Raw genomic sequence first — 24,537 nt, forward strand, 5'->3', positions numbered from 1 at the left:
TCTCTGAGGTGTGGACTTCCAGGGACGGGTGGGACGGGGACGGGAGCGGAACGGTGAGGGGCGGAGACGGAGGACGGTGGGCACCGACCGACCAGGGCCGTGCGGCGCCCACCGGCCCGCTACTCGTCCAGCCAGACCTCGTGGAAGCTGGGCCGGGCCACCGACTCGAACGCCACGCCGTGCACGCTGGGAGCGGTGCCGTACACCTGCGGCTCCTCGAACAGCGGGATGACGTAGGCCTGCTCGCTCAGGTGGGCCTGCACGGCCGCGCTGGCCTCGTCGCGGTCCTCGGGCTCGGCGGCGGAGGCCACCTCCTCCAGCAGTTCCTCCAGTTCCTCGTCCTGGACCGAGCCGTCGCCCGGGTCACGGTTGAGCAGGGTGTTGCGGTTCTGCGAGTGGTACTGGCTCTTGATGACGTCGTGGTCGGCGCGACCCACCATGGAGTGGTAGATCTGCACCTGGTCGGGGTCGTTGATCGCCTCGGCGTAGGTACCGGCGTCGGCGGCGAGGATCCGGAGGTCGACGCCGATCCCGGCGAGCTGCTGACTGATCAGCGTCAGCGCCTCGAACGACCGAGGCTGCGGAGCCGCCTCGTTGACCACGAGGGTGAGCGGGGTGCCGTCCTTCTCGCGGACCCCGTCGGAACCGAGCTCCCAGCCGGCCTCGTCGAGGAGCTCCTCGGCCCGCTCGGGGTCGTACTCCAGGTGCTCGGACTGGTCGGCGTAGCCCCGGGCGGTGGTGCTCAGGGTGGAGGTGGCCAGCGGGTAGTGATCCGTGTAGATGGTGTCCACGACCTCCTGCCGGTCGATCCCGGCGACCAGCGCCTGCCGCACGGGGAGTTCGGAGAGGATCTCGTTGCCCAGGCGCAGGCTGAGGCTGTTGTTGACCCCGTTGGTCTGCGGGGCGTGGACCGTGAACCCGGCCTCCTCGACCTGTCTCTCGTCCTGGGCCTGGACGTAGCGGACGAAGTGGGCCTGTCCGGCGATCAGCGAGCCCACGCGGACGCTGTCCTCGGGGGTGACGCTGACCTGGACCTCGTCCAGGTGGGCGCGGCCCTGGTTCTCCCGGCTCGGCGGCGCCCAGGCGTAGTCCTCCCGCGCGGTGAGGGTGAGGGAGGTGCCGATCTCCTCCTCGGTGATGGTGAAGGGCCCCGTGCCGATCACCTCGGTGGAGTTGCCCGGGCCGAAGCCCTCCAGGGAAAGGTCGAGCGTGTCCTCGGAGAGCAGGCCGGAGTTGATGGTGGAGGTGGCCTGGAGGAAGCCGGGTGAGGGGGCGTCGAAGTGGAACCGGACCGTGGTCTCGTCCAGGACCTCGCTGCCCCCGTAGTTGTTGATCGTCTCGGAGACGATCAGCGCGCGGTCCTGGTCGCCCTGTCCGTAGAGGTCGAAGTTCTTGGCGACCACCTCCGCGTCCAGCGGGGAGCCGTCGGAGAAGGTGACGTCGTCCCGGAGTGTGAAGGTGTACTCGGTGGCGTCGTCGTTGACCTCCCACTCCGTGGCGATCCAGGGCTCGAACTCCAGGGTCTCGGGGTCCTGGTACACCAGCCGGTCGGTGACGTTGTTGACCAGGCCGCCGTTGGGGTAGAAGCCCGCGGACGGCGGATAGAGGGAGTCGTGGGCCTGGTGTTCCAGGTAGACGAGGGTGCCTCCCGGGACGGGCCCACCGTCGCCCCCCGTTCCTGAGGAGGCGGAGGCACCGCAGCCCGTCAGGGTCATCAGGCCGACGGCCGCGAGCAGGGACAGGGCACGTACCGGTGTCGTGGAGTGGGACACGTTCTTCCTCTCGGGGACCGACGGGGACGACCCTCGGACCCGGTGTCACCTCGGGTCCGGGCGGGGTCCCTCTCGCGCCGGGTAGCACTTGCGCCCGCTGGTCGCGGACACCCGGTCTTGCTCGGGAGCACCCCACCGCCGTACGAGGGTTGCTGTCCCGCCTGCCGAGCCAGACAGCGGAACTCTTGACCTGACAAAAACATATCATACCAGTAGGAAAACTATAGATAGCGGCCGAGTCCGCCCCAGGCGGAATGCCCGGTAGGGCCCCCTCCGGGACACGACCGTGGAGCCGCCGGGCCCGGTGGGGGCTTCAGCGAGGCGGCTGCCGCCTGATCAGACCCGGTCCGCCGGGAACCCGCCCGTGGCCACGGGCCCCCACCGCTCGGGCGTGACCCGCACAAGCGCCTTGCCCTGGCGGCGCATCGCCTCGCGGTACTCGTCCCAGTCGGGGTGCTCCCCGGAGATGACCCGGAAGTACTCCACGAGGGGTTCGACGGCGTCCTCGCCGTCGATGACCTCGGCCGTGCCGTCGACCTGCACCCAGGGCCCGTCGAAGTCCTCGGAGAGGACGACGACGCTGACCCGTGGGTCCCTGCTCGCGTTACGGGCCTTGGCCCGCTCCGGATAGGTGGAGACCACGATCCGGCCCTCGGTGTCGACCCCGCAGGTCACCGGCGAGGCCTGGGGACCGCCGTCCGCGCGCCGCGTGAGCAGAAGCGCCCGGTGCCGGGGCCGCACGAACTCCAGGAGCCCGCCGAGGTCGACCTTGGTGTTGGTGGCGATGTTGGGTGCCATGTGCCCGCTTCCCAGAAGACGTCTCCAGCAACGCCAGACTATCCAGCAAACCCCGAGGGGACCGTGCCCCAAGCCGAGTCGGCAGGTGTCGTGCACGTATCCGGGTGCGGAGTCGGCCAGCTGCTCCCTGCGTCGCGGGGAGCAGCTGGCCGACTACTCCACGGCCGCGCACGACGAGGGTCCATCCCCGCAAGCGCGGGAAGCAGCTCGTGGCACGGCTCTCGACGGTGGCGCCGCAGGGTCCATCCCCGCGTGCGCGGGGAGCAGCTCATGGTGGGGCGCCCGGTCGACTCGGCGGTGGGTCCATCCCCGCGTGCGCGGGGAGCAGAAGACGTGCCTGGTCCTTCCCGTTCCGCCCCGGGGTCCATCCCCGCGTGCGCGGGGAGCAGATGAATTGCATTGGACCCATTGCTTGGGCCTCAGGTCCATCCCCGCGTGCGCGGGGAGCAGCCGCGCGGCCCCTTCGGCCACCCGGGTGCGCAGGGTCCATCCCCGCGTGCGCGGGGAGCAGCATGTCGGCAGCGGTACCGTGCGGGTCTTGTCGGGACCATCCCCGCGTGCGCGGGGAGCAGCATGAGACCAAGCTCAAGGTCGTGTGGCTGTGGGGACCATCCCCGCGTGCGCGGGGAGCAGACTTTTTGAAAAGGGAACTTACCAGTGACAAGGGGTCGTTTTTCCAACTTCTCGAAAGTTGGACACTGGTGATTTCCATCGACGAACGTGATTCTTGCGCATAACTGCATGCATGTTGGTAGGAACGACCCGAGGGTCAGTTGGCGGCGGTGAGAAGGACGTCCACGAGGCGCTCGGCGGCGTCGGGCATGCCCTTGGACCTGGCCTGGGAGGCGATGGCGTCGCGGGTGGCCGGGTCAGCGAGGAGCGGCTCGACGGCGGCCTGGAGGTTGGCCGGGTTGACCTCGCCAAGGAGCGCCACGGCGGCGCCCGACTCCTGGAGGTGACGGGCGTTGTGCGCCTGCTCGTTCCCTGCGGAGGATGCCAGCGGGATGAACACGGCGGCCTTGCCGAGGGCGGTGAGTTCGGCGATGGTACCGGCACCGCTGCGGGAGATGACCACGTCGGCGAGGGCCAGCACGTCGGGGAGCTCCGGACCGACGAAGGCGGTCAGGTGGTACCGCTGGGCGAGGGCCGGGTCCAGTCCCTGGGCGCTCTCACGGAGGGCGTCGACGTTGTTCGCACCGCACTGGTGGACGACGTTGGCCCTGGTGAGCAGCCACGGGAGTATGTCGCGGACGTTGTTGTTGATCTGCGCCGACCCCTGGGCGCCGCCGGTCACGTAGACGGTGGGCAGCTCCGGGTCGTGACCGGTGAAGCCCAGGCCCTCGGCGGCGCGCTGCGGCTGGCCCGTGAGGACCTCGGGGCGCACGGGGTTGCCCGTCACCACGGCGGTGCCCTGGGAGCCCTCAGGCAGGAGTGCCACGGAGGACTGCGCGGACACGGCGATCTGGGCGCCGGCGCGGGCGAGGACCTTGTTGGCCAGGCCGAGGCGGACGGTCTGCTCGTGCACGACGAGGGGGCGGCGGCACATGCGCGCGGCCAGGCCGACGGGCACGGCGACGTAGCCGCCGGTGGCCAGGACCACGTCTGGCGCGAAGTCGGACACCAGTGACCGGGCCTGCGCCACGCCTCGGGGGACGTTGGTCATGTCCTTGACGTTGGCCGGGGAGACCATCTTGATCGGGTTCTTGGACCGGCGGATCTTGCCGGTGGCCACCGCCTCGAAGGCGATGCCGTTGGTGGTGGCCACGCGCTGTTCCAGGCTGTCCGCCGCGCCCACCCACAGCACCTCGAGGGAGTGGCCGGTCAGCTCCAGACGGGCCCGCAGAGCGTTGACCGCGGTCAGTGCGGGGTAGGTGTGGCCGCCCGTACCCCCTCCGGTCACGATGAGGCGCAGGTTCCGGGGCGATCGGTCATGGGTGCTGTTCACACGGTTCCCATCTGGCTGCCCGCTGCCGCGGGTGGGAGAAATGGTCAGAAGGAGGGCCGCGCACTGACACGGCCCATCAGCACGGTAGTCGCGTTCGGGAGCCCTTTGTGCCAGTGGACGGGGCGAATCGGGGTGAATCGGGCTGGGCCCCTGGTCACACGGGTCCTTGGTGGCCGAGGACACGGAGGAGCGCGGTGTGCCGCGCCTGGCGGGTCTCCGCCTCGGCCCCGGCCTCGACGTGTTCGACGGCGATGACGACCGAGACCAGCCAGTCGGTCGGGAGCGTGTCGTGGACTCTCCGGAGCGCCGCCTCAGAGGTGCGCGCCGACGTGGAGGCGGCCGGTCACGAGCTCGCGGCACCGTGAACGGCGGGCAGCCCGAAGAGGCGGAACAGCCCTGTGTCGAAGAAGACCGCGCAGTGGCTGATCCCCTGCTCCACCAGGGTCAGGGCGTGGATGCCGAACGCTCGGTACGCGCCGTCCTCACCTCTCAGGTACATGCCGAAGGCGGGCTGTCCGTTGGCCGAGGTCGGCACCATGGCCAGATCTCCGGGCCGCTCGGCCGGGCAGTGCGTGTCGATGAGCCGGCCGATGTTCCCGGCGCCGCGCACCCAGGTGGCGAAGGGAGGCATCTCGAACGACGCCTCGGCGGTGAACAGCTCGGTGAGGGCACCGATGTCATAGGACTCGAAGGCGGCCACGTAGCGATCGAGCTTCTCACGCTGGTCTGAGCGGGGCGCGGGGACGGTGTCCTCCGCGGGGGTGATCCGCCCCAGCTGGGCGCGGGCCCGTTGCAGGAGGCTGTTCACCGCCGGGACCGAGATGTCCAGGCTCCGGGCGACCTCCGCCGCGCTGAACCGCAGGACGTCGCGCAGGATCAGCACGCCGCGCTGGCGGGGCGGAAGGTACTGGAGCGCGGCGATGAGGGCGAGCCGCACACTCTCGCGGGCGGCCACCACCGCACCGGGGTCGACGGTGTCGTCCGGTCCGCCGAGGACGTCCGGCATCGGTTCGAGCCAGGGCAGGTCGGCGCGCTCCGCGAGCGCGGCCTCGGGGGTGTCCGTCGGGCCGCCGAGTCCCGTGGGCAGGGGGCGACGGCCGCGTCTGTCCAACGCGGTGAGGCAGGCCGTGGTCGCGATCCGGTGCAGCCAGGTACGCAGGCTGGACCGGCCCTCGAAGTGGTCGTAGCCCTTCCAGGCGCGCAGGTAGGTCTCCTGGACCAGGTCCTCGGCGTCGTGCGCCGAGCCGAGCATGCGGTAGCAGTGCGCGTACAGTTCGCGCCGGTAGGGCGCGACGAGCCGCTCGAAGTCCTGGTCAGTCATGTGTTCGGCCACGGCCGTCACGGTACGCCCCGCCTACGACGGTAGGCACGGGTCGGTGTCGTTCCTTTGCGAACTCTTCGCCTCGGCTCCGGGCGGGCCGTGACGGCCCGCCCGGTGACGGACCTAGCCGCCGAGGTCACCGCGTTCCATGGCGGCGAGGGCCTCCTCGCTCATCTGGATGATCTGCACGTAGTTGCCGTCCGGGTCCTTGGCGGTCGCGAACAGGCTCCCGTCCCGGTCCTCCAGCGGCGCCACCCACTCGGTGCCCCGCTCGTCCATGAGCGCGGCGACGGCGCGGGCGTCACCGACGTCGAAGTTGAGGATCATCCGGGTGGGGTCGGCCGCCTCCGCGCCGACGTCGTCACGCTGGTCGATCAGCATGTGGAACGTGCCGAACCGGAGCACACGGTAGCCGTCCATGTCGTCGTTGGCGACGGGGTCCAGGACGGCGGCGTACCAGTCGCGCAGGCGGTCCGGGTCGGTGCTGGCGAGCAGCATGCTGTCGAGATTGGGGCGCTTCATCTGGTCCTCCCTGCGGTGTCGTCGTGTTCCCTCACCCTTACCGACCAGGACTCGCCCGGAAAGTCATCGCGTCTCCGGAGACAGTGGCGGTGTGGGCGGGGTGAGCGTCCCGGGGTCCGGACCGCTCGCGCGGTGGCCGTGGTTCCACCGGACGGCGGAGGGAGGGGGCCGGGTCCATGGGGCCCGTCTCCTGGCATGGGGGGTGAGAACGACCTGCTCCGTTTCGTGTGCGGGGACCGACCGGACCGGAGCCCGTCGGCGGAGGAGAGGGCGCGTCGCTCGGCCGGGTGGCGGGGTCGCCCGGGCTACGGGGGTGTCCCCGACTGGGAAAGGGCCCTGTGGACAACCGTCCCGGGCGTGCCGGACATGCCAGACTGTGGCCCAGTGACCCTTTTCCACCAGCCACGAGGGACCACCATGACCTACGTCGCCGCACCCACGCGCTACGACACCATGCCCTACCGACGCTGTGGCCGCAGCGGTCTGCGCCTGCCCGCCCTCTCCCTGGGCCTGTGGCACAACTTCGGCGGGGACCGTGGCCTGGAGACGCAGCGCGACATCCTGTTGCGCGCCTTCGACCTGGGCGTCGTCCACTTCGACCTGGCCAACAACTACGGCCCGCCGCCCGGGGCCGCCGAGGAGAACTTCGGCCGGGTGGTCGCCTCGGACCTGCGAAGGTACCGGCACGAGTTCGTCGTCTCCACCAAGGCCGGACACCTGATGTGGCCGGGGCCGTACGGCGAGTGGGGTTCACGCAAGGGGCTGCTGGCCAGCCTGGACCAGAGCCTGGAACGCATGGGCCTGGACCACGTGGACGTCTTCTACTCGCACCGACCCGATCCGGACACGCCCCTGGAGGAGACCATGGGCGCGTTGGACACGGCGGTGCGCCAGGGCAAGGCGCTGTACGCCGGGGTCTCCAACTACTCCCCCGAGCAGACTCTGGACGCCGCGCACATCCTGCGCGAGATGGGCACCCCTCTGCTGATCCACCAGCCCTCGTACTCGATGTTCAACCGGTGGGTCGAGAACGGGCTCCTGGACGTCCTGGACGAGGTGGGCGCGGGGTCGATCGCGTACTCGCCGTTGGCCCAGGGGCTGCTGACCGACCGGTACCTGAACGGGGTGCCGGAGGGTTCGCGGGCCGCGGGCGCGAGCCCCTTCCTGAGCCGTGAGGGGATCACCGGGAGCCTCCTCGACCGGGTCAGAGGGCTGAACGAGATCGCCGACCGGCGCGGGCAGACCCTGGCACAGATGGCGCTGGCCTGGGTGCTGCGCGGCGGACGGGTGACCTCCGCCGTGGTGGGTGCGAGCAGTGTGGCGCAGTTGGAGGACAACGTGGCCGCCATCGGCAACCTGGAGTTCTCCGCTGAGGAGCTCGCCGCCATCGACCGGTACGCACCGGTCGAGTAGCGGGACGGAGCGCGCCGTCAGCGGTGCGCCACGTCCGTAGCCGCTGTCGGCAGCCGTGGGACCCATCAGGGAAATCGCCGACCCCATCCATCGCTCCGGCCGGACAGGCGGGCACCGGTGGTTTCACGGCCTGCCGTACGGCTCGGGGCGTCGGCACGTGCGGGCCAGGCTGGACCGTCGGGCCCGCACGCCCGAGGCCACGTGTCCGCCAGCCGGGCCCGGCGAAGCGTTCGTGCGCACGCCCACGCGTACGAGGCCGGAGTGGTCGCCCGTTCTCTCCGAACGAACCCCGCGCGCAGGGGGCCGCGTCCGGACCTCCACGGATCCGCGGTCCCGCACGCCCACGCGCGGGTCATGGTCGGCCGTCGGAACGGTGCTCAGGCGGTGTCGACGGGCCGATCCCCACGAGGCAGGAGGAACCCGGCCAGGGCCATCACCACCGCGGCGGCCAGGAGCGCCGCCCGCGCGTCCATCAGGCTGGCCACCACTCCCCCGACCACGATGAACACCGGCTGCGAGACCGTGGTGGCGAAGGCCCAGAGCGTGGCCACCCGGGACATCAGGGCGTCCGGGGTCTCCAGCTGCCGATATCCGACCATGGCCGCGTTGGCCGCGGCGGCGAACACCAGGAGCAGGCCGAACCCCAGGCCGCACATGAGCAGGCCCATGGGGCCGGGAACCGCGAGGGGGATGAGGAAGTACCAGGGTCCACGCGACAGCGAGGCCCAGCGCAAAGTGCGCAGCACGCCGAGCCTCCTGACCAGCCGGGGCACGAGACGGGCGCCCAGGAGGCCACCGAGCGACGGCACCCCCATCAGGAGTCCGTACTCGAAGACGCTGAAACCGAGGTCGCGCATGTAGAAGACGGCGGTCAGCGGGGCCGCCATCGAGGAGGACCCGGCGAACAGGACCCAGCCGAGCAGGATCGGCCGCAAGGTGGGGTGGTGCCAGACGAAACCGAGCCCGGCGAAGAGCTCCTCCCGACGTACCTCCCGCCGTGCGGGTCCCGCCGCGTGGCGTGTGGGTGGTGCGGGTTCGGGTTCACGGATGGTGCGCACGGCCAGGGCTCCGAGCAGGTAGCCCGCGCTGGTGGCGATCAGCGCTCCGACGGCCGACAGCGCCGCGATGAGGGCACCGGCGAGGGCGGGGCCGACGGAAACACTCAGCCAGCGCGTGGATTCGAGGCGGCTGTTGGCGTCGATGAGCCCCGCCGGGGAGACCAGGGACCTCAGGTGGGCCTGGGAGGCTCCGGTGAAGGAGACGGCGCACACCGCGTTCACGGCCGCCACCACGCACAGGTGGGTGTAGGTGAGCGTCCCGAGGGCGTGCGCGACGGGGAGGCTGGCCAGGGCGACGGCCCGGAGGAGGTCGCCGCCGATCATGACCGGGCGTTTGGGCGTGTACTCCACGAGACGGCCGACGTGGAAGGAGACCAGGGCGGTGACCAGCGCGGTGATCCCGGCCAGGAGGGAGACCCGCCAGGCGCTGACGTCCAGCACGACGACGGCGACGACGGGCAGGGCCACCATGCCGACGGCCGAACCGAACTGACTGACCACAGCACCGGCCCAGAGGCGGCGGAAGCCGGGGTGTCCGCCGACGCCGTCGACGCGGGGGGAGGGCATCCGGACGATGGTACCCGGACGCCCTCCCCGTGGATTCGCTGTGTCTGCCGGGGCCTACTCCTGGATGAGGCCGATGACGTTCCCGGCCGGGTCGGTGAACCAGGCGACGAGGGGGCGACCGCCACGGACCACCCCCTTCTCGTCCTGGTCGAAGTCGTCGTAACGGAGCATGGTGACCCCTCGGTCGGCCAGCCCGTCCACGGCGGCGTCGATGTCGTCCACGGTGAGGTTGAGGACGGTGAACACGGCGGGCCGGTGGTCGGGTTTCGGGTAGACGAGGATGCTGCGGTCGTTGCCGAGGTCGATCTCCAGCAGTCCGTACTCCTCCATGCCGGGGACGTCCCTGACGGTGAGGCCGAGCGTGTCGCGGTAGAAGGCTCGGGCCGTCTCGGCGTCGGGGACCGCGAAGGACCCGAAGGCCCTCGTGCTGTCGAACATGGTGTCCTCCCTGGAGGTCGTGGTGTCTCACCCGTACTGACCAGCGTCGTTCCCGGAAGTCATCGGCGGGATCGGCGGATCGGGGTCAAACAATGCGGACGGTTCCGTGCACGCCCCTTGGGTGACGCGGGAATCGGCCCGGTGTTAGCTTCGCGGGGACTGCCGGAGCACCGCGCGTGCTCCGTCCTCGGTGCCCCCGCACGGGCACCGCGCCTCACGCGGGGGGAGACCGCACATGCGCGCAGTGGTGTTCGAGAACTACGGGGAGTTCCCCTCACTCACGGAGGTCCCCAAGCCGGAGCCAGGCCCCGGGGAGGTCCTCCTCCGGGTCGCGGGGGCGGGCGCGTGCCACTCCGACATCAGCGTGTACCGCCTCTTCAAGGAGGGTCAGCCGGGTGCGCAGAAGCCGCCGTTCGTCCTGGGGCACGAGAACGCGGGCTGGGTGGAGTCCGTCGGGAGCGGGGTGAGCGACCGTGTCCAGGTGGGTGGCTCCTACATGGTCTACGGGCCGATCGGCTGTCAGCACTGTCGCAAGTGCGCCGCGGGGCTGGAGACCTACTGCGAGAACGTGGCGACCATGCCCTACCTGGCCGTGGGTCTGGGCCGGGACGGGGGGATGGCCGAGTACATGACCGTCCCCGAGCGCCACCTCATCCCGTTGGGTGACGCCGACCCGGTGGCCGCGGCTCCGTTGGCCGACGCCGGGCTGACCCCGTACCACGCGATCAGGGCCGCCCTTCCGCACCTGGCGGGCGGGGGCCGGACCGCGCTGGTGATCGGCCTGGGCGGGCTCGGGCAGATCGGTGTCCAGATCCTGCGGGCCCTCAGCGGGGCGACGGTGATCGCCACGGACGTCAAGGAGAGGGCGCGTGCCCGGGCGGAGGCCAACGGGGCGATCACGGTCGAGGCCGGGGAGGGCCAGGTGGAGCGGGTCCGGGAGCTCACCGGCGGCCGGGGCGTGGACGCGGTCTTCGACTTCGTGGGCGCGGGGCCGACCGTGGCGGCGGCCGCGGCCTCCGTGGCCCAGGGCGGCCGGGTGAGCATCGTGGGTATCGGGGGCGGCAGCCACGAGTTCTCGTTCTTCACCAACCCGTACGAGTCGTACCTGACCAACACCTACTGGGGTTCCGTGGGGGAACTGTGGGAGGTGGTGGACATGTACAGGGCGGGGCAGATCCGCCCGGACGTGGAGCTGTTCTCCCTGGAGGACGCCCTGGAGGCGTACCGGAGGTTGGAGGCGGGCGAGATCGACGGCCGCGCGGTCGTGGTGCCCAACGAGAGCTGAGTCCTCGCCGCGCGTCCCCGGCGTCGCACCCGGGGCGGGGGCACCGTGGTCAGGCCGTCCGGACCGCCCGTTCGCGGGCGTGGTGCCGGGCGGCCTTCGCGCGGTTGCCGCAGCCCGCCATGGAGCACCAGCGGCGGGTGCCGTTCTTCGAGGTGTCGAAGAAGTGCAGGACGCACGCGGGGTTGGCGCAACCTCGGATGCGGTCGGGGCGCGCGCGCAGGTCGAGGAAGTCGGCGGCGGCGGTCCAGGCGGGACCCCACGCCGGGGCGTCGAACTCGACGGTGCTGGCGGCGTGACCCTCGGAGAGGTTGCGGATCACCCTGCCGTGCGCCAGGACCGCGTTGAGGTCGGAGGTGGCGTGGGTGTCCCGGGGCTCCTCCAGCAGTCGGGCGAGGGCTTCCCGGGCGCGCAGGAGGTGGTCGAGGGCTTCGGGTCCCGCCTCGAACCGGGCCGCGAGACCGCTCTCCTCCAGCCACTGGGTGAGCCCCTCGGCGCTGTCGAGGAGGTCCTGGTGCGCGCCGTCCTCGATCCACCGGGTGTTGACCAGGTCGACGGAGACGGGCTCCTTGAGGAGCGGGCGCCGTCGGGGCGTCCGGTCCGGCATAGCTTCCCCTCTCCCTCGTCGTCCCCGGCTGTGCCGTAGGGGTCGGACGGGATACTACCAAGCACCACATCTAACCTTTCACGTTCACTTGAACGGTTGACGATCTTCATACTAACCCCTAAAGTCCCTTTCAAGGGTTAAAGAGGGGGCGACGCCCCCGACCGAGAGAGGGGTGCGCCATGGCGCCGACCACGCTCCAGACCGGCCACGTGGGCCTGAACGTCACCGACATCCGGCGCTCACGCGACTTCTACGTGCGCGTCTTCGGGTTCGAGGTCCAGGGGGAGGGCACGGAGAGGGGCCGCGAGTTCGTCTTCCTCGGCCGCGAGGGGCGGTTGGTCCTCACCCTCTGGCAGCAGGGCACCCAGGGCTTCCATAGGGACGCCGCCGGGCTCCACCACCTGTCCTTCCAGGTGGAGACGGTCGAGGAGGTCCGTCGAGCCGAGGCCGACCTCCGGGAGGTCGGGGTGGACTTCGCCTATGACGGTGTGGTCCCCCACGGTGAGGACTCCTCCTCCGGCGGGATCTTCTTCCACGACCCCGACGGCATCCGGCTGGAGATCTACGCCCCCACCGGCGCCGGGGACGCGAAGGCCCCCGTCTCCTCCGCCCCCACCTGCGGCTTCTTCTAGGCCCCACCCTCCCTTCCGGTCCCCTCTCCCCACCCACCGATCGAACCTCGGAGCCGGCGCGGCGCCCTCTTGCGCCCCGCGCCGGTTCCCGGACAGGAGAACGGCATGGCCGCCTACCACTCGGGGGAGCTCACGGTCCAGCGCAGAGCCGCGCTCACCGAGCGGGCCGCCGTCGCGGAAGGGGCGCTCCACACGGAGATCCCCGACGTCGCGGCGGACTTCCTCGCCACCCAGCGGTGGCTCGTCGCGGGTACGGCCGACGCCCGGGGCCGCGTGTGGTGTTCCCTGCTCACCGGTGCGCCCGGCTTCCTGCGCGTCCACGACAGAGGAACACTCGACGTCGACGCACTCCCCCCGCCCGACGACCCCCTGGCCGACGTGCTCGGCCGGGGCCCCGCGACCATCGGCGCCCTCGCCCTCGAACCCGCCACCCGGCGGCGCATGAGGATCAACGGCACGTCCTCCCCGCTCCCGAACGGAAGCGGGTGGCGCCTACGGGTCGCGCAGGTCTTCGCCAACTGCCCCAAGTACATCCAGAAACGCTCACCGTCCCCGGCCCCGTGCGCGGACGGAGCCGTCGTCGAAGGAGACGGTCTGACCGACGCCCAGGCGAACCTGGTCGGTCGTGCCGACACCTTCTTCGTCGCCACCACCGACGGTTCCGCCGGCGCGGACGCCAACCACCGGGGCGGGGCGCCCGGATTCCTGAGGGTCCACTCCCCCACCCTGCTCAGCTGGCCCGACTACGTCGGCAACGCCATGTTCACCACCCTGGGCAACCTGTGGCTGGATTCCCGGGCCGGCCTCCTCGTCCCGGACTGGGAGAGCGGCGGCCTGCTCCGGATCACCGGGGCCGCCCGTGTGCTGTGGGGAGCGGGTCCCGGCGACCGCACGGTCGAGTTCACCGTCCACCACGTCGTCTCGGTTTCCTCCGGGGGTCTGCTCTCCGACGCCCCGCCCCAGTACTCGAAGTTCAACCCGCCGGTCGCCCCGGCCCAGTGAAGGGAGCCCTCCGATGCGGGTTCACGTCGACACCACGGTGTGCGAGAGCCACGGCCAGTGCGTCTTCGCCGCGCCCGACGTCTTCGCGTTCGACGACGACGAGGAGCTGGTGTACCAGTCCTCCCCCGACCCCGGGCGGCGACCGGCGGTCCGACGCGCCGTGGTCAGCTGCCCGGTCCGCGCCATCACCCTCGACGGCGGCACCGCGTGATCCGCCCACGGTCCGTGGTCGTGGTGGGGGCAGGACTGGCCGGGCTCCGCGCCTCGACCGCGCTACGCGAACGCGGCTTCGACGGTGACCTCACCCTGGTGGGAGAGGAGCCCCACGGCCCCTACGACCGTCCCGTCCTGTCCAAGGAGGTCCTGACCGGCGACCGCTCGGTCACCGACACCGCGCTGCCGGTCCCGCCCGGCCTGGAGGCCCGGTGGCTCCTCGGCCGCCGGGCGCTCGCCCTGGACCGGACCGGGCGACGGCTGCGTCTCAGCGACGGGACCGTCCTGGACTACGACGGGCTGGTGATCGCCACCGGGGCCACCGCGCGCCCGTGGTCCGGACCGGGTGCGGTGCCCGAGTCGGGGATCCACGTACTGCGCGGCCGAGGGGACGCCTTGGAGCTGCGCCGAGCCCTGGTCGAGGGCGGCCCCCTCCTGGTCGTCGGCTCCGGTTTCCTCGGGTCCGAGGTCGCCTCGGCGGCGCGGGCCCTGGACCTTCCGGTGACACTGGTGGGTTCGGCCCGCCACCCCATGGAGCGGGCGGTCGGCCCCGTGGTCGGCTCGGTGCTCGCGGGCGTCCAGCAAGCGGCCGGGGTCGACCTGCGGCTCGGTACGACGGTGACGCGGTTCCTCGGTCAGCGCTCGATTCGGGGGGCCGTCCTCTCCGACGGAAGCCGGGTCGGGGCCCGGACGGTTCTGCTGGCCCTGGGCGCGCGGCCGAGCACAGGCTGGCTCCGAGGGTCGGGGCTGCGGCTGCGCGAGGGGGCCTCCGGCGGTGTCGTCCGTGACCGCCGGGGCCGGGCCCTGGCGGTCGACGGCGGTCCCGCCCACGACGTGGTGGTGCTGGGTGACGCGTCGGCCGCGCCGAACCCCCTGCCCCTCGACGGGACCCCCGCGCACCTGGACATCGGACACTGGAGCGAGGCCGTCGACCACGCCGACACGGTCGCCGCAGCGCTGCTCGGCCAGGAGGACCCGGGGGACGCACCCGTGCCCTCCTTCTGGTCCGACCAGTTCGGGATGCGTATCCGATCGGTGGGGCTGCCCCAGCTCGGTGACCTGACACGGGTCCACGAACACGATCCGGAACGCCACCGGCTGGAGGTCTCCTACCACCGGGGGCGGCGGGTGGTGGGAGCGCTGACGGTGAACCGCACCTCCCGCCTGGCCGCCCACCGCGAGCGGATCAGCCGTGAATGGCGGCGGTCGGCCCAGGCGCGGTCCCCCGACCGCGCGGACCTCCCTCCGCGATGACCGAACCCGGGGGACGGGACAGTGCGTCCGCCACGGTGGTCTGGGAGGCGTCGATGGCGGTGTGTCCGTCCTCGACGTCCCACAGCGTGTTCTGGAGCAACCGGGCCAGGGTCCAGCCGACCGCGCGCTCGCGGTCCAGTCCGAGCGCCTCCGTCAGGAGGTCGAAGCGGCGGCGCACCAGCCGGGGCACGTCGGCGGCGGGAAGCCCCTCCCAGCCGGTGTTGAGTGCGGGCCACAGGTCGAAGCCCGGATCACCGACGAGGGGTTCGGGGTCGATGACGAGCCACGGTTCCCGCTCGGCGGCGAGCACGTTGTCGTAGTGCAGGTCCCAGTGCAGCATCCGGTCTCCGGGCTCCTCGACCAGCTCGGTGACGGCCGCCGCCCAGCGGCGCAGCCGCCGCCGGTCCCCGGGGTCGGACAGGGCGAGGAGCGCGGCGGGCACGGAGTCCAGCATGTCCCGGGCGACCTCGCCGAGGCCGCGCAGGCCCTCGGGCACCGGGACGGCGTGCAGCCGGGCCATCAGCCCGGCCAGGATGTGCACGGCCTCGTCGTCGTCCGCGACGGAGGCCAGGGAACGCGCGCCGTCCAGGCGTTCCAGCAGCACAGCTCCGCCCTGCGGGTCGTGATCGAGCAGCCGCACGACACCGTCACCGTTCCACGTCCGCAGACCGATCAGCGCGGCGGTCGTCTCCTCCCGGGGCATCTGGAGCCTGAGCACCGCTGGGGAGCCGTCCGCGCGGCGCACCGGCACCACCAGCGCGGCCTGGCCGGAGACGACGCTCCCCTCGCGCTCCAGATCCCAGTGGTCGAGCAGATCCGTCACCTGCGCGGGCAGACCCGCGATCCAGGCGCGACTCAACTCGTCACCGGCCTTGGTGTGGGAGGCGACCAGGGCGTCGGGTACCTCGATGACCTGCGGCTCACTCATGGGAGGCCGCCCTTCTGGGAGTGGGCTGGCCTGCCGGGCCAGCCGGAGGAGGGATCTCTGCGGCCAGCGTATCGGGACCGGGTACGGCCACCGCTCCCCCGTTGACCAGGCCCCCGCGTGTCCCAGGTCTCCCCCTTGCTGCCAAGATGCCGTCAGCACACGTAGGAAGTCTGAGGAGAACCATGGATCTGGGAATCGCTGGCAAGGTCGCGCTCGTGACCGCGGCCAGCTCGGGGCTGGGCCGCGCGATGGCCGTCGCGCTGGCCGCCGAGGGGGTCCGGGTCGCCGTGACCGGCCGCGACAAGGAGCGTCTCGACTCGACGGTCGAGGCGTGCCGCGCCCACGGGGTGGACGCGGTGGGCGTCGTCTGGGACCTGGCCGACCACGGGCGCGCCGGTGAGGTCGCGGCCCACGTGGTCGACGCGCTGGGCCCGGTCGACATCCTGGTCAACAACACGGGCGGCCCGCCGCCCACCCCCGCGCTCGGTCAGGACCCGGCGCTGTGGGAGGACATGTACGCGGCGATGGTGCTCCCGGTGATCAGGCTGACCGACGCCGTCGTCGGCGGCATGCGCGAGCGCGGCTGGGGCCGGATCATCACCAGCACGTCGGGCGGACCGATCACCCCCATCCCGAACCTGGGGGTGTCCAACACCCTGCGCGCCTCACTGCACTCCTGGTCCAAGACGGTCGCGAACGAGGTGGCCGCCGACGGGGTGACCGCCAACGTCATCGTCCCCGGCCGGATCGCCACTCCGCGCGTGGAGTCGCTGGACCGTGCCCGCGCCGAGCGGGAGGGCCTGTCGCTGGAGGAGACCCAGGCCAAGGGCCGGGCGACGGTCCCCGCGGGCCGCTACGGCGACCCGGAGGAGTACGGCGCGGTGGCCGCGTTCCTGGCCAGCAGGCAGGCCGCGTACGTCAACGGTTCGGTCGTCCGGGTCGACGGCGGCCAGATCCCGTCGGTCTGAGTCCGGGACCGTACGCACGGGGAGGGGCGGGACACGGCCGCCCCTCCCCCGCCATCGACGAGACCCCGCGCGACGGGTCCGCCTGACCCGCCCGTCGTCCGCACCGCCCCCGGCCGGGGCCACTCCACACCTTCCGGCCGGGGGTTCCGCGTTCCCGGGCGAGCCCGATCGTCCCTGGCGTCGGGCTCACTCCCGTGCGGTCGCCCTCCTCGGGGGCAGGGGAACGAAGGCGCTCGTCCGCGCGACGTACTCCGACCAGCCGGGTCGGCCGGACATGTGCTCGTCGAGCAGTCGCTGTCCCGAACCCCGCGTGAGCAGGTAGGTCATCAGCAGGGGCGCGGGCAGGGTGAGCAGGACCCACCAGGACCCGGCTGCGACCAGGAACAGGCCCCACCACACGACGGCGTCGCCGAAGTAGTTCGGGTGGCGGGTCCAGGCCCACAGTCCCCGGTCCATGATCCGGCCCCGGTTGGCGGGGTCGGCCTTGAACCGGGCGAGCTGGGCGTCGCCGACGGACTCGAACGCGAACCCGGTGAGCCAGACCACCACACCCAGGAACGCCACCCAGCCCAGGGGACCGGCGGTGTGGGCGGCGACCTGCAACGGGAGCGAGACCAGCAGGAGGATCGACCCCTGGAGCAGGTAGACCACCCTCAGGGCGTAGAGGTTCCGGTTGCCGGGGGCGTGGGAGAGGAACCGCGCGTACCGGGGGTCCTCACCCTTTCCACGGCCGCGCAGACCGATGTGGACGGCCAGGCGTACGCCCCACACCGAGGTGAGGGCGGCCAGGAGCCAGTTCCGCAGGGGGTCACCGGTCCCCGTGGCGGTGGCGACCGCGGCGGTGGACACGGCCACCCCGGCGAAGCCGAGCCCCCAGGCGACGTCCACGACGGCGTGGCGGCCGACACGGACCGCCACCGCGAAGGTGGTGAGCATGACCGCGCCCACCACGACGGCGGTCACCGCGAGGTTGGCCAGGAAGGCCGTGAGGTCCGTCATCGGATCGGCACCGCCCCGGCGCCGCGGTCCGTCCCGGTCTCGTTCCGGACCACCGGGTCCGGCCGGACCGCCAGGATCTGGTCGACGCCCATGCGTCCCTCCTCGAAGGCCAGTGACCCACCGGCCAGGTAGAGACGCCACACCCGGGCGGCCTCCGGTCCGGCGAGGGCGACCATCTCGTCGGTGCGGCGCTCCAGCTCGTCCGACCAGGCGCGGGCGGTGCGCACGTAGTGCTCCCGCAGCGCCCGGACGCCCCGCACCTCCAGACCCGCCTCCTCCAGGAGGCCGACGGTCTCACCGAGCGGGCGCATGTGCATGTCGGGCGCGACGTAGCGCTCGATGAAGGGGCCTCCGCCGGGGTGGGGCCCGCGCCGGGACATCTGTTGGACCAGGAGCGAGCCTCCGGGGCGCAGCAGGTCGTGGAGTCGGCGGGCGAACGGCGCGTAGCCGTCGCGGCCCACGTGCTCACCCATCTCCACGGAGGCGGCAGCGTCGAAACCGCCGGGACCGAAGGTGTCGGGCTCGACGTCGCGGTAGTCCAGCAGGCGCACGTCGACCAGTTGTTCGAGCCCCTCCTCCTCGGCACGCGCGAGCACGTGGTCCCGCTGCCGTGCGGACAGGGTGAGCGCCGAGACGTGGGCCCCGTACCACCGGGCGGCGTGCAGGGTGAGCGACCCCCAGCCGCATCCGACGTCGAGCAGCCGGTCCCCCTTGTGCAGACGGAGGGTGTCGCAGATGAGGTCGAGTTTGGCGCGCTGGGCGTCGGCGAGGCTCTGTCCCGGGTCCTCGTCGTCCCACAGGGCGCACGAGTAGGCCATGGTCTCGTCCAGCAGCAGCTCGTAGAGGTCGTTGCCCGCGTCGTAGTGGTGCGAGATCGCGGCGGCGTCGCGCTCCCGGGAGTGGCGTCGTCCCCTCACGCGGGCCTCCGAGGCCGGAGGGGGTGGCGGCGGTCCCATCACGCCTAGGACCACGGCGGTGCGCGCGATCCTCGCCCAGGTGCGCGGGCCGGGAACCGAGGTGCCGTGCGTCCCGACCGACGCCCACACACGGCGCAGCGCGTCGGTGAGGTCGCCCTCGACCTCGATGCCTCCGGTGACGTAGGCGCGGGACAGCCCGAGTTCGCCGGGGCGGGCCAGGACGTGCCTCAGCGCGTCACGGTCGCGGACGGTGACGCGTGGCGCGTCGTGCGGCCCGGTCTCGCTGCCGTCCCAGGCGCGGAGCCGGACCGGGAGGACCCCGTTGAGGAAGGCGGCGACCAGGGGGCCGAGCAGGTGGGCGACGCCCCGGGGGCGCGGGTGGGTGGTCGTCATGCGGCACGCTCCATGGCGATCTGTTCGACGTCGATGAGGCCGGACCGGAACCCGGCCTCGCAGTAGGAGAGGTAGAAGGTCCACATGCGGCGGAAGGTGTCGTCGAAGCCGAGCGAACGCACCTGTTCCGCCGCTCCGGAGAAGGTCTCGCGCCACACGCGCAGGGTGTCGGCGTAGTCGCGGCCGAAGGCGAGGCGGTCGGTGATCCGCAGGCTGGTCCGGGCGGCGAGCTGTTCGCTGATGGCGGTCACCGAGGGGATGAGGCCGCCCGGGAACACGTACTTGTGCATCCAGGTGTAGGACCCCCGGGAGGCCCGCATGAGGCGGTGTTCCATGGTGATGGTCTGGAGGGCGACCCTTCCGCCCGGCCGGACCAGACGGTCCAGCGCGGTGAAGTAGTCGGGCCAGTAGCGTTCACCGACCGCCTCGACCATCTCGCAGCTGACCACCGCGTCGTGGGTGCCGGTGGCGTCCCGGTAGTCGCGCAGCTCGATGGAGACCCGGTCGGACAGCGCCTCGGCGGCCACACGTTCACGGGCGAGGTCGCGCTGCTCGGTGGACAGGGTGAGGGACGTGACGTGGGCGCCCCTGCGTGCGGCGCGCACGGCCAGTTCACCCCAGCCGGTACCGATCTCCAGCAGCCGGGTGCCCTCCCCGACTCCCGCGGCGTCCAGGAGCCGGTCGGTTTTGCGCGCCTGGGCCCGGGCCAGGCCGTCGGCGTCACGCGGGTCGTCGTCGGTGAACAGCGCCGAGGAGTAGGTCATGGTGCGGTCGAGGAAGAGGGCGAAGAGGTCGTTGGACAGGTCGTAGTGGTGGCTGATGTGGCGACGGGCCCCGGCACGGGTGTTGCGGTCCGAGGCGGGGCGGCGGGGCAGGGTGAGGTGGCGCAGCGGTTGGAGCGGCCGGGGGACCAGTTCCTCGTAGTGCTGGGCGAAGCGGGTGAGCACGGCGACGGGGTCGGGGGAGTCCCACTCCCCCGCCATGTACGACTCCCCGAACCCGATGAGGCCGTCGTGGGCCAGGCGGGCGTGGAACGCGTCGGGATCGCGCAGCCACAGGACGGGGTCGTCTCCCTCGGTGAGTTCGGCGGGCGGCGCCGTGGGGCCGACGTGCGTGCGGATCCCCACCGCCGGGACGGCGCGGGCGGTGAGCAGGCGGGCCGCGGCGGTGCGCAGCGGGCCGCGCGGGACTCTGGCCACGTCGGGCCATCGGTGCGGGTCGACGGCACCGGGCGGGTGGGGACTGGTCGCGGTCATGGTCGTGTTCCTCGTGTTCGGGGACTGCCGGGACTGAGTCGGGCACCGGGGGCAGGTGGGGAGGGCTCGTGCTCCCCGGTGCGGGGTCCGACGGGTTCGGGGCGTGGCCGGAAGGGGAGGCCGCGCAGGTGGAGCCGGATCCCGTGGACCCGGATGCGGACCGCGTTGACCAGCGGCGCCCACGGGTGGCGGGCGGACAGGCGGAGCAGTTGGGCGAGGGTCGCGGGGCGGCGACGCCCGTGCACGGACGCCGTGAAGGGAGGGTGGCCCTCACGGTGGAGGGCGACGGTGAGCGCGAGCCGCTCGTCCGGTTCGGGCAGGCTGAGCCGGTACTCGCCGTCGACCCCGTTGAACGGGGACACGAACAGGGCCTTGGGCACCGTGGCCCGTCCCCGACTGTCGGGGTGGAGGAGGTAGCGGTGGCGGTCGCCGTAGGTGTTGTGCACCTCCGCGACCACCGCGCGCGGAGCACCGTCGGGGTCGTGGCACCAGTAGACGGTCAGCGGGTTGAAGACGTGACCGAACACCCGGGCGTGCGCGAGCATGACCACCCGGCCGCCGCCCAGATCGATCCCGTGTTCGCGCAGGTAGAGGACCATGTCCGAGCGCAGCGTCGCCGCACGGCCGTCGCCGTGGTCGGCGGGGTGGAACCCGGCCAGGGCGCGCAGCGGCCACGGGAGGCGGGGCGGGGCGTCGAGGTCGATCAGCCAGTAGTACGTGCGGTGCGCGAAGGCGTGTCGGACCGGCTCGGCGCGGGCGTGCCGCACCGTGGCCTCGTACAGGGCGGGGATCACCACCGCCTCCCCAGGGCGGCGGCCGCCTCGACCCCGGAACGGCAGCCGTCCTCGTGGAAGCCCCAGCCGTGGTGGGCCCCGGCGAAGGCGAGGACGGGGGTGTCCAGGGAACGCAGTCTCCGCTGCGCCGCCACCGACTCCGGGGTGAAGACGGGGTGGGAGTAGTCCATGGCCGCCACCACGCGGTCGGGCGTGACACCGTCGTCGGCGTTGAGCGTGACCACGTAGTCGGTGCCGTCGGGCAGGCCCTGGAGCCGGTTCATGTGGTAGCTGACCCGCACGGGCGAGCCGTCCGGGTCGCAGGAGGTCAGCCGGTGGTTCCAGGACGCCCAGGTGGCCCGGTCCGAGGGCAGGACCGTGGTGTCGGTGTGCAGAAGGGTGCGGTTGCGTGTGTAGGTGAAGGCGCCCAGGATCTCCCGTTCGTCGGCGGAGGGGCGGTCGAGGAGCGCCAGGGCCTGGTCGGCGTGGGTGGCGATCACGGCTGCGTCGAACTCCAGCACCTCGGTGTCGGTGCTCAGCCGCACCCCGTTCTCGTCGCGGGAGAGGGCCCGCACGGGTGTGCCCAGGCGGACGGAGTGCAGGCCCGCCAGCACCCGTTCCACGTAGGTGTGGGAGCCGCCCTCCACGGTGCGCCAGCGCGGGGACCCCCAGATCCCGAGCATGCCGTGGTGCTCCAGGAATCCGAACAGGTGGCGGGCCGGGTAGTCCAGGGCGGTTCCGGCCGGGCAGGACCAGACCGCCGACACCAACGGCAGGAGGAAGTGCGCGGTGAAGAAGGGGGAGAAGCCGTGGCGGTCCGCGAACTCCCCCAGAGTCGGACCGACCACCGTGCCCTCGGGGTCGACCCGCCGGGCCGTCGCGGTCAGGCGACGGGCCGCGCTGTGGAAGCGCGGGATGTCGAGGAGCATACGGACGTGGTCGGCACGGCGGCGGGACCGGTTCGGCCACAGCGCGCGCGGGCCCCGCGCGCCCGCGTACTCCAACCCGCAGCCCTCACAGCTCACCGAGAGACTCATCTCGGTGGGCCGGGTGGTCACGCCCAGTTCGCCGAAGAGCCGCAGGAGGTGGGGGTAGGTGCGGCGGTTGTGCACGATGAACCCGGAGTCCACACCCACTTCGCCGCCGTCGTCCCCGGCGAGTCGGTGGGTGTGGGCGTGGCCGCCCGGGCGGTCGTCGGCCTCGAAGAGCGTGACGTCGTCATGCTGGCCGAGGACGTACGCGGCCGTCAGTCCGGAGACGCCGCTGCCGATGACCGCGACCGCGCGACGCCTCTGGTGGTGTGTGCTCATGCGTCCTCTCGCGAATCAGGTGTCTGGCTGACACAGGTGATTCGGAGCAGGTCGCGGAGCGGATTGGTGGTAGTTGGGAAAAAAAGATTCACGGAATACGAGAGGGCACGACCCGGGGGTTACGGCAGCCAGCCGTACACAGCGGAGCCCTCCTCGCTCAGGTAGGAGACCACCGCGCCGGGGACCACCTCCGCCCGGGGCCAGCTCGCCTCCCACTTGAGCTGGTACTTCCAGCGCTCCTTGCCGCCGACCAACGAGGCGACACCCGTGGTCGGTTCGCCCGGCCCCGGGTCGGAACTCCGGAAGGGCGCGGTCGTCAGGGAGAGGTCTCCCCGATTCCGTGCCTCCTCCACTCCGACGAAGGCCAGGGCCGCCCCGCCCGTCAGGGCCACCGGGGAGCCGGTCGGGGCGTCGGTGTGTCCTCCGGTCCGGTCGGGGGCGGGCAGACGCACCACCTCGACGACCTCACCGGACGGGTCCAGGCGTTCCAGGACGGTGTCGTCCCGTTCCGCCCCCTGGTGGTCGGTCCCCCGCTCGGTCCTGGCCGTCACCGCGCCACCGGTGTCCGCGTGCGCGACCGTCGACAGGAGGCCGTCCGGATCGGCCACCATGACGTCCGACCCGTCCTCGGCGTCCAGGACCACGTGCGCCCGCTCCACCAGGCTCCACACCACCACGGCCGGGGCGGCCCCGGGGTTCAGGGCCGGGCCGCCGTCGCTCAGCGCCACCCACGAGGACGTCGCTCCGTCGGAGGCGTCCCAGGTACGGCGCCAGTTCTCCTCGCCGGTGTACAGGTCCAGGGCGAGCAGGTGGGAGACGAACCGGTCGTCGTCGCGGTCGAGGTGTTCCCTCGCCTCCCGTTCGTCCTCGAAGTCGGCGGGGTCGGCGCAGCGGTAGGAGAGCAACAGCTGGTCACCCTGGACCAGGAGGTTCTCCCCCCACGTGTCGGAGCGCAACCGGAGTTCGTCGGTCCCGCAGACCATGCCGTCCTCGACCGCTCCGGGTTCGTCCTCCAGCGTGAACCACCACAGGTGGTCGGTGCCCCCCTCCGCGCGGACACCGAGGCCGACACCGTCGTAGTCGTCGCGGATCGACAGCCGGAGCCCGGGCAGGGAGTGGTCGTGCGCGTTCCGCGACGCGACGGTGTCGGTCTCGAACGCGTCGACGACTCCTCCCGTGGCCGTGTCCAGGAGCACCACGTCGCCACCTCGCAACGGGTCCTCGGCCGGGATCCCCCTGCCCAACGACTCCCGCGAGCGGAGGATCACCTGAGCGCGGTCGGCGCCCGGATGCAGGGTGACCAGGACGTCGCCGCGCGGACGCCGGTAGCTCCACAGTTCCCCGCCGGTGGCACCGTCCAGACCGAACACGCCGTCCGTGGTCGCGACGACGGGTCCGAGCGGGCCGCGTTCGACGTCGGCCACCGCGGTCCCCTCCGGTGGCCGCCACTCCCAGCCCAGCCGTTCGACGGAGGCGGGGTAGGGGGCGGGGTCCGCCGGGGACCCGTCCAGGACGGAGTGCCGGGTGGGGACGTGTTCGGACAGCGCCCGCACGGCGGGGTCGGCGAGCAGCGCCAGTGACGCGCCGACCGCGAGCGGTGTCAGCCACCAGCGCCGGGATCGTGTGCGGGTCCGGGGCCAACGGTGGGAGACCAGCAGCAGGACGAGGCCGAGCAGCGGCGGGAGACCGATCCCCCAGAGCGCCGCCTCCGCCGGTCGAACGCCGTACCCCACGTCGAAGAGCCCGGCGGTGAACACGAACGAGGCCCGGGGCAGGTGCGTCCAGAGGACGAGCAGCAGGACCACCAGGGCGGATCCGAGGAGGAAGGGGAAGCCGGGGGTGACCGGCCCCTCCGGGTCCGGGTCCGGGTTCGGGTTCGGCTCCCGACGGTCCCGGCGGAGGAGGCTGACGGCCACCACGACGGCGATCAGGACCGGAATCTGCCAGACGCCGCGCCCCTCCGCCGGGACCAGCAGCTCCGGGCCGAAGCCGCTGCCCTCCAACCGCCGCAGGACGAGGAAGGCGGTCGGAACGGTCCCGAGGAGCAGCCCGAACCCGGCCCAGCCCGCCACCTCCCGCAGGCGCTCGGTCCGGTTTCCCTGGTCTGGTGCGGCGCCCGCGCGGGCGGAGTCCTGCGTCGTGGAGGTGGTACTCACGGGTTCTTCTCAC

22 protein-coding genes, 1 CRISPR repeat array and 1 riboswitch are annotated in these 24,537 nt (G+C 72.3%); of the genes, 7 read left to right on the top strand and 15 right to left on the bottom strand.

Translation table 11 applies throughout. The features are described 5' to 3' along the window. Positions 1 to 119: 119 nt before the first annotated feature. The 5 genes from ACRWK8_RS07695 to ACRWK8_RS07715 all read right to left on the bottom strand — a co-directional run bounded on the left by ACRWK8_RS07695 (position 120) and on the right by ACRWK8_RS07715 (position 6,358). On the bottom strand, positions 120 to 1,772 hold the full coding sequence (locus tag ACRWK8_RS07695; protein WP_431869209.1) for a TIGR04028 family ABC transporter substrate-binding protein: 1,653 nt from the start codon (positions 1,770 to 1,772) through the stop codon (positions 120 to 122). 79 nt (positions 1,773 to 1,851) lie between these two features. Next, positions 1,852 to 1,963, bottom strand: a riboswitch (SAM riboswitch). Positions 1,964 to 2,108: 145 nt separating this feature from the next. After that, positions 2,109 to 2,570 carry a PPOX class F420-dependent oxidoreductase gene (locus ACRWK8_RS07700; RefSeq protein WP_431869211.1) on the bottom strand — a complete coding sequence of 154 codons (462 nt, stop codon included), beginning with the start codon at positions 2,568 to 2,570 and terminating at the stop codon, positions 2,109 to 2,111. A gap of 178 nt (positions 2,571 to 2,748) precedes the next feature. Next, positions 2,749 to 3,203: direct repeats of the CRISPR family, unit length 28 nt; unit sequence GGTCCATCCCCGCGTGCGCGGGGAGCAG. A 136-nt stretch (positions 3,204 to 3,339) separates the two neighbouring features. Next, on the bottom strand, positions 3,340 to 4,515 hold the full coding sequence (locus ACRWK8_RS07705; RefSeq protein ID WP_431869213.1) for a UDP-N-acetylglucosamine--N-acetylmuramyl-(pentapeptide) pyrophosphoryl-undecaprenol N-acetylglucosamine transferase: 1,176 nt from the start codon (positions 4,513 to 4,515) through the stop codon (positions 3,340 to 3,342). A gap of 343 nt (positions 4,516 to 4,858) precedes the next feature. Next, positions 4,859 to 5,857 carry a sigma-70 family RNA polymerase sigma factor gene (locus ACRWK8_RS07710; protein ID WP_431869215.1) on the bottom strand — a complete coding sequence of 333 codons (999 nt, stop codon included), beginning with the start codon at positions 5,855 to 5,857 and terminating at the stop codon, positions 4,859 to 4,861. 102 nt (positions 5,858 to 5,959) lie between these two features. Further along, complete coding sequence (locus tag ACRWK8_RS07715) at positions 5,960 to 6,358, bottom strand: VOC family protein (RefSeq protein WP_378741880.1); 399 nt, start codon at positions 6,356 to 6,358, stop codon at positions 5,960 to 5,962. A 417-nt stretch (positions 6,359 to 6,775) separates the two neighbouring features. Here ACRWK8_RS07715 and mgrA point away from each other — a divergent pair, with 417 nt between their 5' ends. After that, a complete protein-coding gene (mgrA, locus tag ACRWK8_RS07720) occupies positions 6,776 to 7,771 on the top strand; it encodes an L-glyceraldehyde 3-phosphate reductase (RefSeq protein WP_378741882.1) in 996 nt (331 codons plus the stop codon). A 377-nt stretch (positions 7,772 to 8,148) separates the two neighbouring features. Here mgrA and ACRWK8_RS07725 read toward each other — a convergent pair whose 3' ends face one another. Together ACRWK8_RS07725 and ACRWK8_RS07730 are read right to left on the bottom strand one after the other, a co-directional pair. After that, positions 8,149 to 9,396 (bottom strand): MFS transporter, encoded by a 1,248-nt coding sequence (locus ACRWK8_RS07725; protein WP_431869218.1) that lies wholly within the window; start codon positions 9,394 to 9,396, stop codon positions 8,149 to 8,151. Between the two features lie 54 nt (positions 9,397 to 9,450). Beyond that, on the bottom strand, positions 9,451 to 9,834 hold the full coding sequence (locus ACRWK8_RS07730; RefSeq protein WP_378741886.1) for a VOC family protein: 384 nt from the start codon (positions 9,832 to 9,834) through the stop codon (positions 9,451 to 9,453). A gap of 235 nt (positions 9,835 to 10,069) precedes the next feature. Between ACRWK8_RS07730 and ACRWK8_RS07735 the strand changes: the two genes are divergently transcribed. Further along, entirely contained in the window at positions 10,070 to 11,119 is a 1,050-nt protein-coding gene (locus ACRWK8_RS07735) for an NAD(P)-dependent alcohol dehydrogenase (protein ID WP_378741888.1), read from the top strand. A gap of 49 nt (positions 11,120 to 11,168) precedes the next feature. On the opposite strand, the gene ACRWK8_RS07740 is transcribed toward ACRWK8_RS07735, so the two are convergent. Beyond that, the gene (locus ACRWK8_RS07740; protein WP_431869221.1) at positions 11,169 to 11,723 is read right to left on the bottom strand and encodes a CGNR zinc finger domain-containing protein; all 555 of its coding nucleotides are present in this window, start codon (positions 11,721 to 11,723) and stop codon (positions 11,169 to 11,171) included. A gap of 179 nt (positions 11,724 to 11,902) precedes the next feature. On the opposite strand from ACRWK8_RS07740, the gene ACRWK8_RS07745 reads away from it, so the two are divergent. The 4 genes from ACRWK8_RS07745 (at position 11,903) to ACRWK8_RS07760 (ending at position 14,824) form a co-directional block, all read left to right on the top strand. Next, on the top strand, positions 11,903 to 12,355 hold the full coding sequence (locus ACRWK8_RS07745; protein ID WP_431869223.1) for a VOC family protein: 453 nt from the start codon (positions 11,903 to 11,905) through the stop codon (positions 12,353 to 12,355). A 105-nt stretch (positions 12,356 to 12,460) separates the two neighbouring features. Continuing rightward, a complete protein-coding gene (locus ACRWK8_RS07750) occupies positions 12,461 to 13,357 on the top strand; it encodes a pyridoxamine 5'-phosphate oxidase family protein (RefSeq protein WP_431869225.1) in 897 nt (298 codons plus the stop codon). 13 nt (positions 13,358 to 13,370) lie between these two features. Beyond that, positions 13,371 to 13,568 carry a ferredoxin gene (locus ACRWK8_RS07755; protein ID WP_378741897.1) on the top strand — a complete coding sequence of 66 codons (198 nt, stop codon included), beginning with the start codon at positions 13,371 to 13,373 and terminating at the stop codon, positions 13,566 to 13,568. Between the two features lie 20 nt (positions 13,569 to 13,588). Then, positions 13,589 to 14,824 (top strand): NAD(P)/FAD-dependent oxidoreductase, encoded by a 1,236-nt coding sequence (locus tag ACRWK8_RS07760; RefSeq protein WP_431869228.1) that lies wholly within the window; start codon positions 13,589 to 13,591, stop codon positions 14,822 to 14,824. On the opposite strand, the gene ACRWK8_RS07765 is transcribed toward ACRWK8_RS07760, so the two are convergent. Beyond that, positions 14,757 to 15,752, bottom strand: a complete 996-nt coding sequence (locus tag ACRWK8_RS07765) for an aminoglycoside phosphotransferase family protein (protein ID WP_431869230.1) — start codon at positions 15,750 to 15,752, stop codon at positions 14,757 to 14,759. The two genes, ACRWK8_RS07760 and ACRWK8_RS07765, sit on opposite strands and share 68 nt — an antisense overlap. 182 nt (positions 15,753 to 15,934) lie before the next feature. Between ACRWK8_RS07765 and ACRWK8_RS07770 the strand changes: the two genes are divergently transcribed. Beyond that, entirely contained in the window at positions 15,935 to 16,720 is a 786-nt protein-coding gene (locus ACRWK8_RS07770) for an SDR family oxidoreductase (RefSeq protein WP_431869232.1), read from the top strand. A 186-nt stretch (positions 16,721 to 16,906) separates the two neighbouring features. Here ACRWK8_RS07770 and ACRWK8_RS07775 read toward each other — a convergent pair whose 3' ends face one another. The 6 genes from ACRWK8_RS07775 to ACRWK8_RS07800 form a co-directional block, all read right to left on the bottom strand. Further along, complete coding sequence (locus ACRWK8_RS07775; protein ID WP_431869234.1) at positions 16,907 to 17,719, bottom strand: DUF1295 domain-containing protein; 813 nt, start codon at positions 17,717 to 17,719, stop codon at positions 16,907 to 16,909. Further along, positions 17,716 to 19,029, bottom strand: coding sequence for an SAM-dependent methyltransferase (locus ACRWK8_RS07780; protein ID WP_378741907.1), 1,314 nt, complete (start codon positions 19,027 to 19,029; stop codon positions 17,716 to 17,718). Before ACRWK8_RS07780 ends, ACRWK8_RS07775 begins: the two co-directional genes overlap by 4 nt. Continuing rightward, complete coding sequence (locus ACRWK8_RS07785; protein WP_431869236.1) at positions 19,026 to 20,285, bottom strand: class I SAM-dependent methyltransferase; 1,260 nt, start codon at positions 20,283 to 20,285, stop codon at positions 19,026 to 19,028. Before ACRWK8_RS07785 ends, ACRWK8_RS07780 begins: the two co-directional genes overlap by 4 nt. Then, complete coding sequence (locus ACRWK8_RS07790) at positions 20,282 to 21,082, bottom strand: DUF1365 domain-containing protein (protein ID WP_431869238.1); 801 nt, start codon at positions 21,080 to 21,082, stop codon at positions 20,282 to 20,284. The genes ACRWK8_RS07785 and ACRWK8_RS07790 overlap by 4 nt, the downstream gene beginning before the upstream one ends. Next, a complete protein-coding gene (locus ACRWK8_RS07795) occupies positions 21,076 to 22,368 on the bottom strand; it encodes an NAD(P)/FAD-dependent oxidoreductase (RefSeq protein ID WP_431869240.1) in 1,293 nt (430 codons plus the stop codon). Before ACRWK8_RS07795 ends, ACRWK8_RS07790 begins: the two co-directional genes overlap by 7 nt. Positions 22,369 to 22,487: 119 nt before the next feature. Next, complete coding sequence (locus ACRWK8_RS07800; RefSeq protein ID WP_431869242.1) at positions 22,488 to 24,524, bottom strand: hypothetical protein; 2,037 nt, start codon at positions 24,522 to 24,524, stop codon at positions 22,488 to 22,490. Positions 24,525 to 24,537 lie beyond the last annotated feature (13 nt).

The organism is Nocardiopsis eucommiae (genome assembly GCF_965344335.1).
Classification (GTDB): Bacteria; Actinomycetota; Actinomycetes; order Streptosporangiales; family Streptosporangiaceae; genus Nocardiopsis; species Nocardiopsis eucommiae.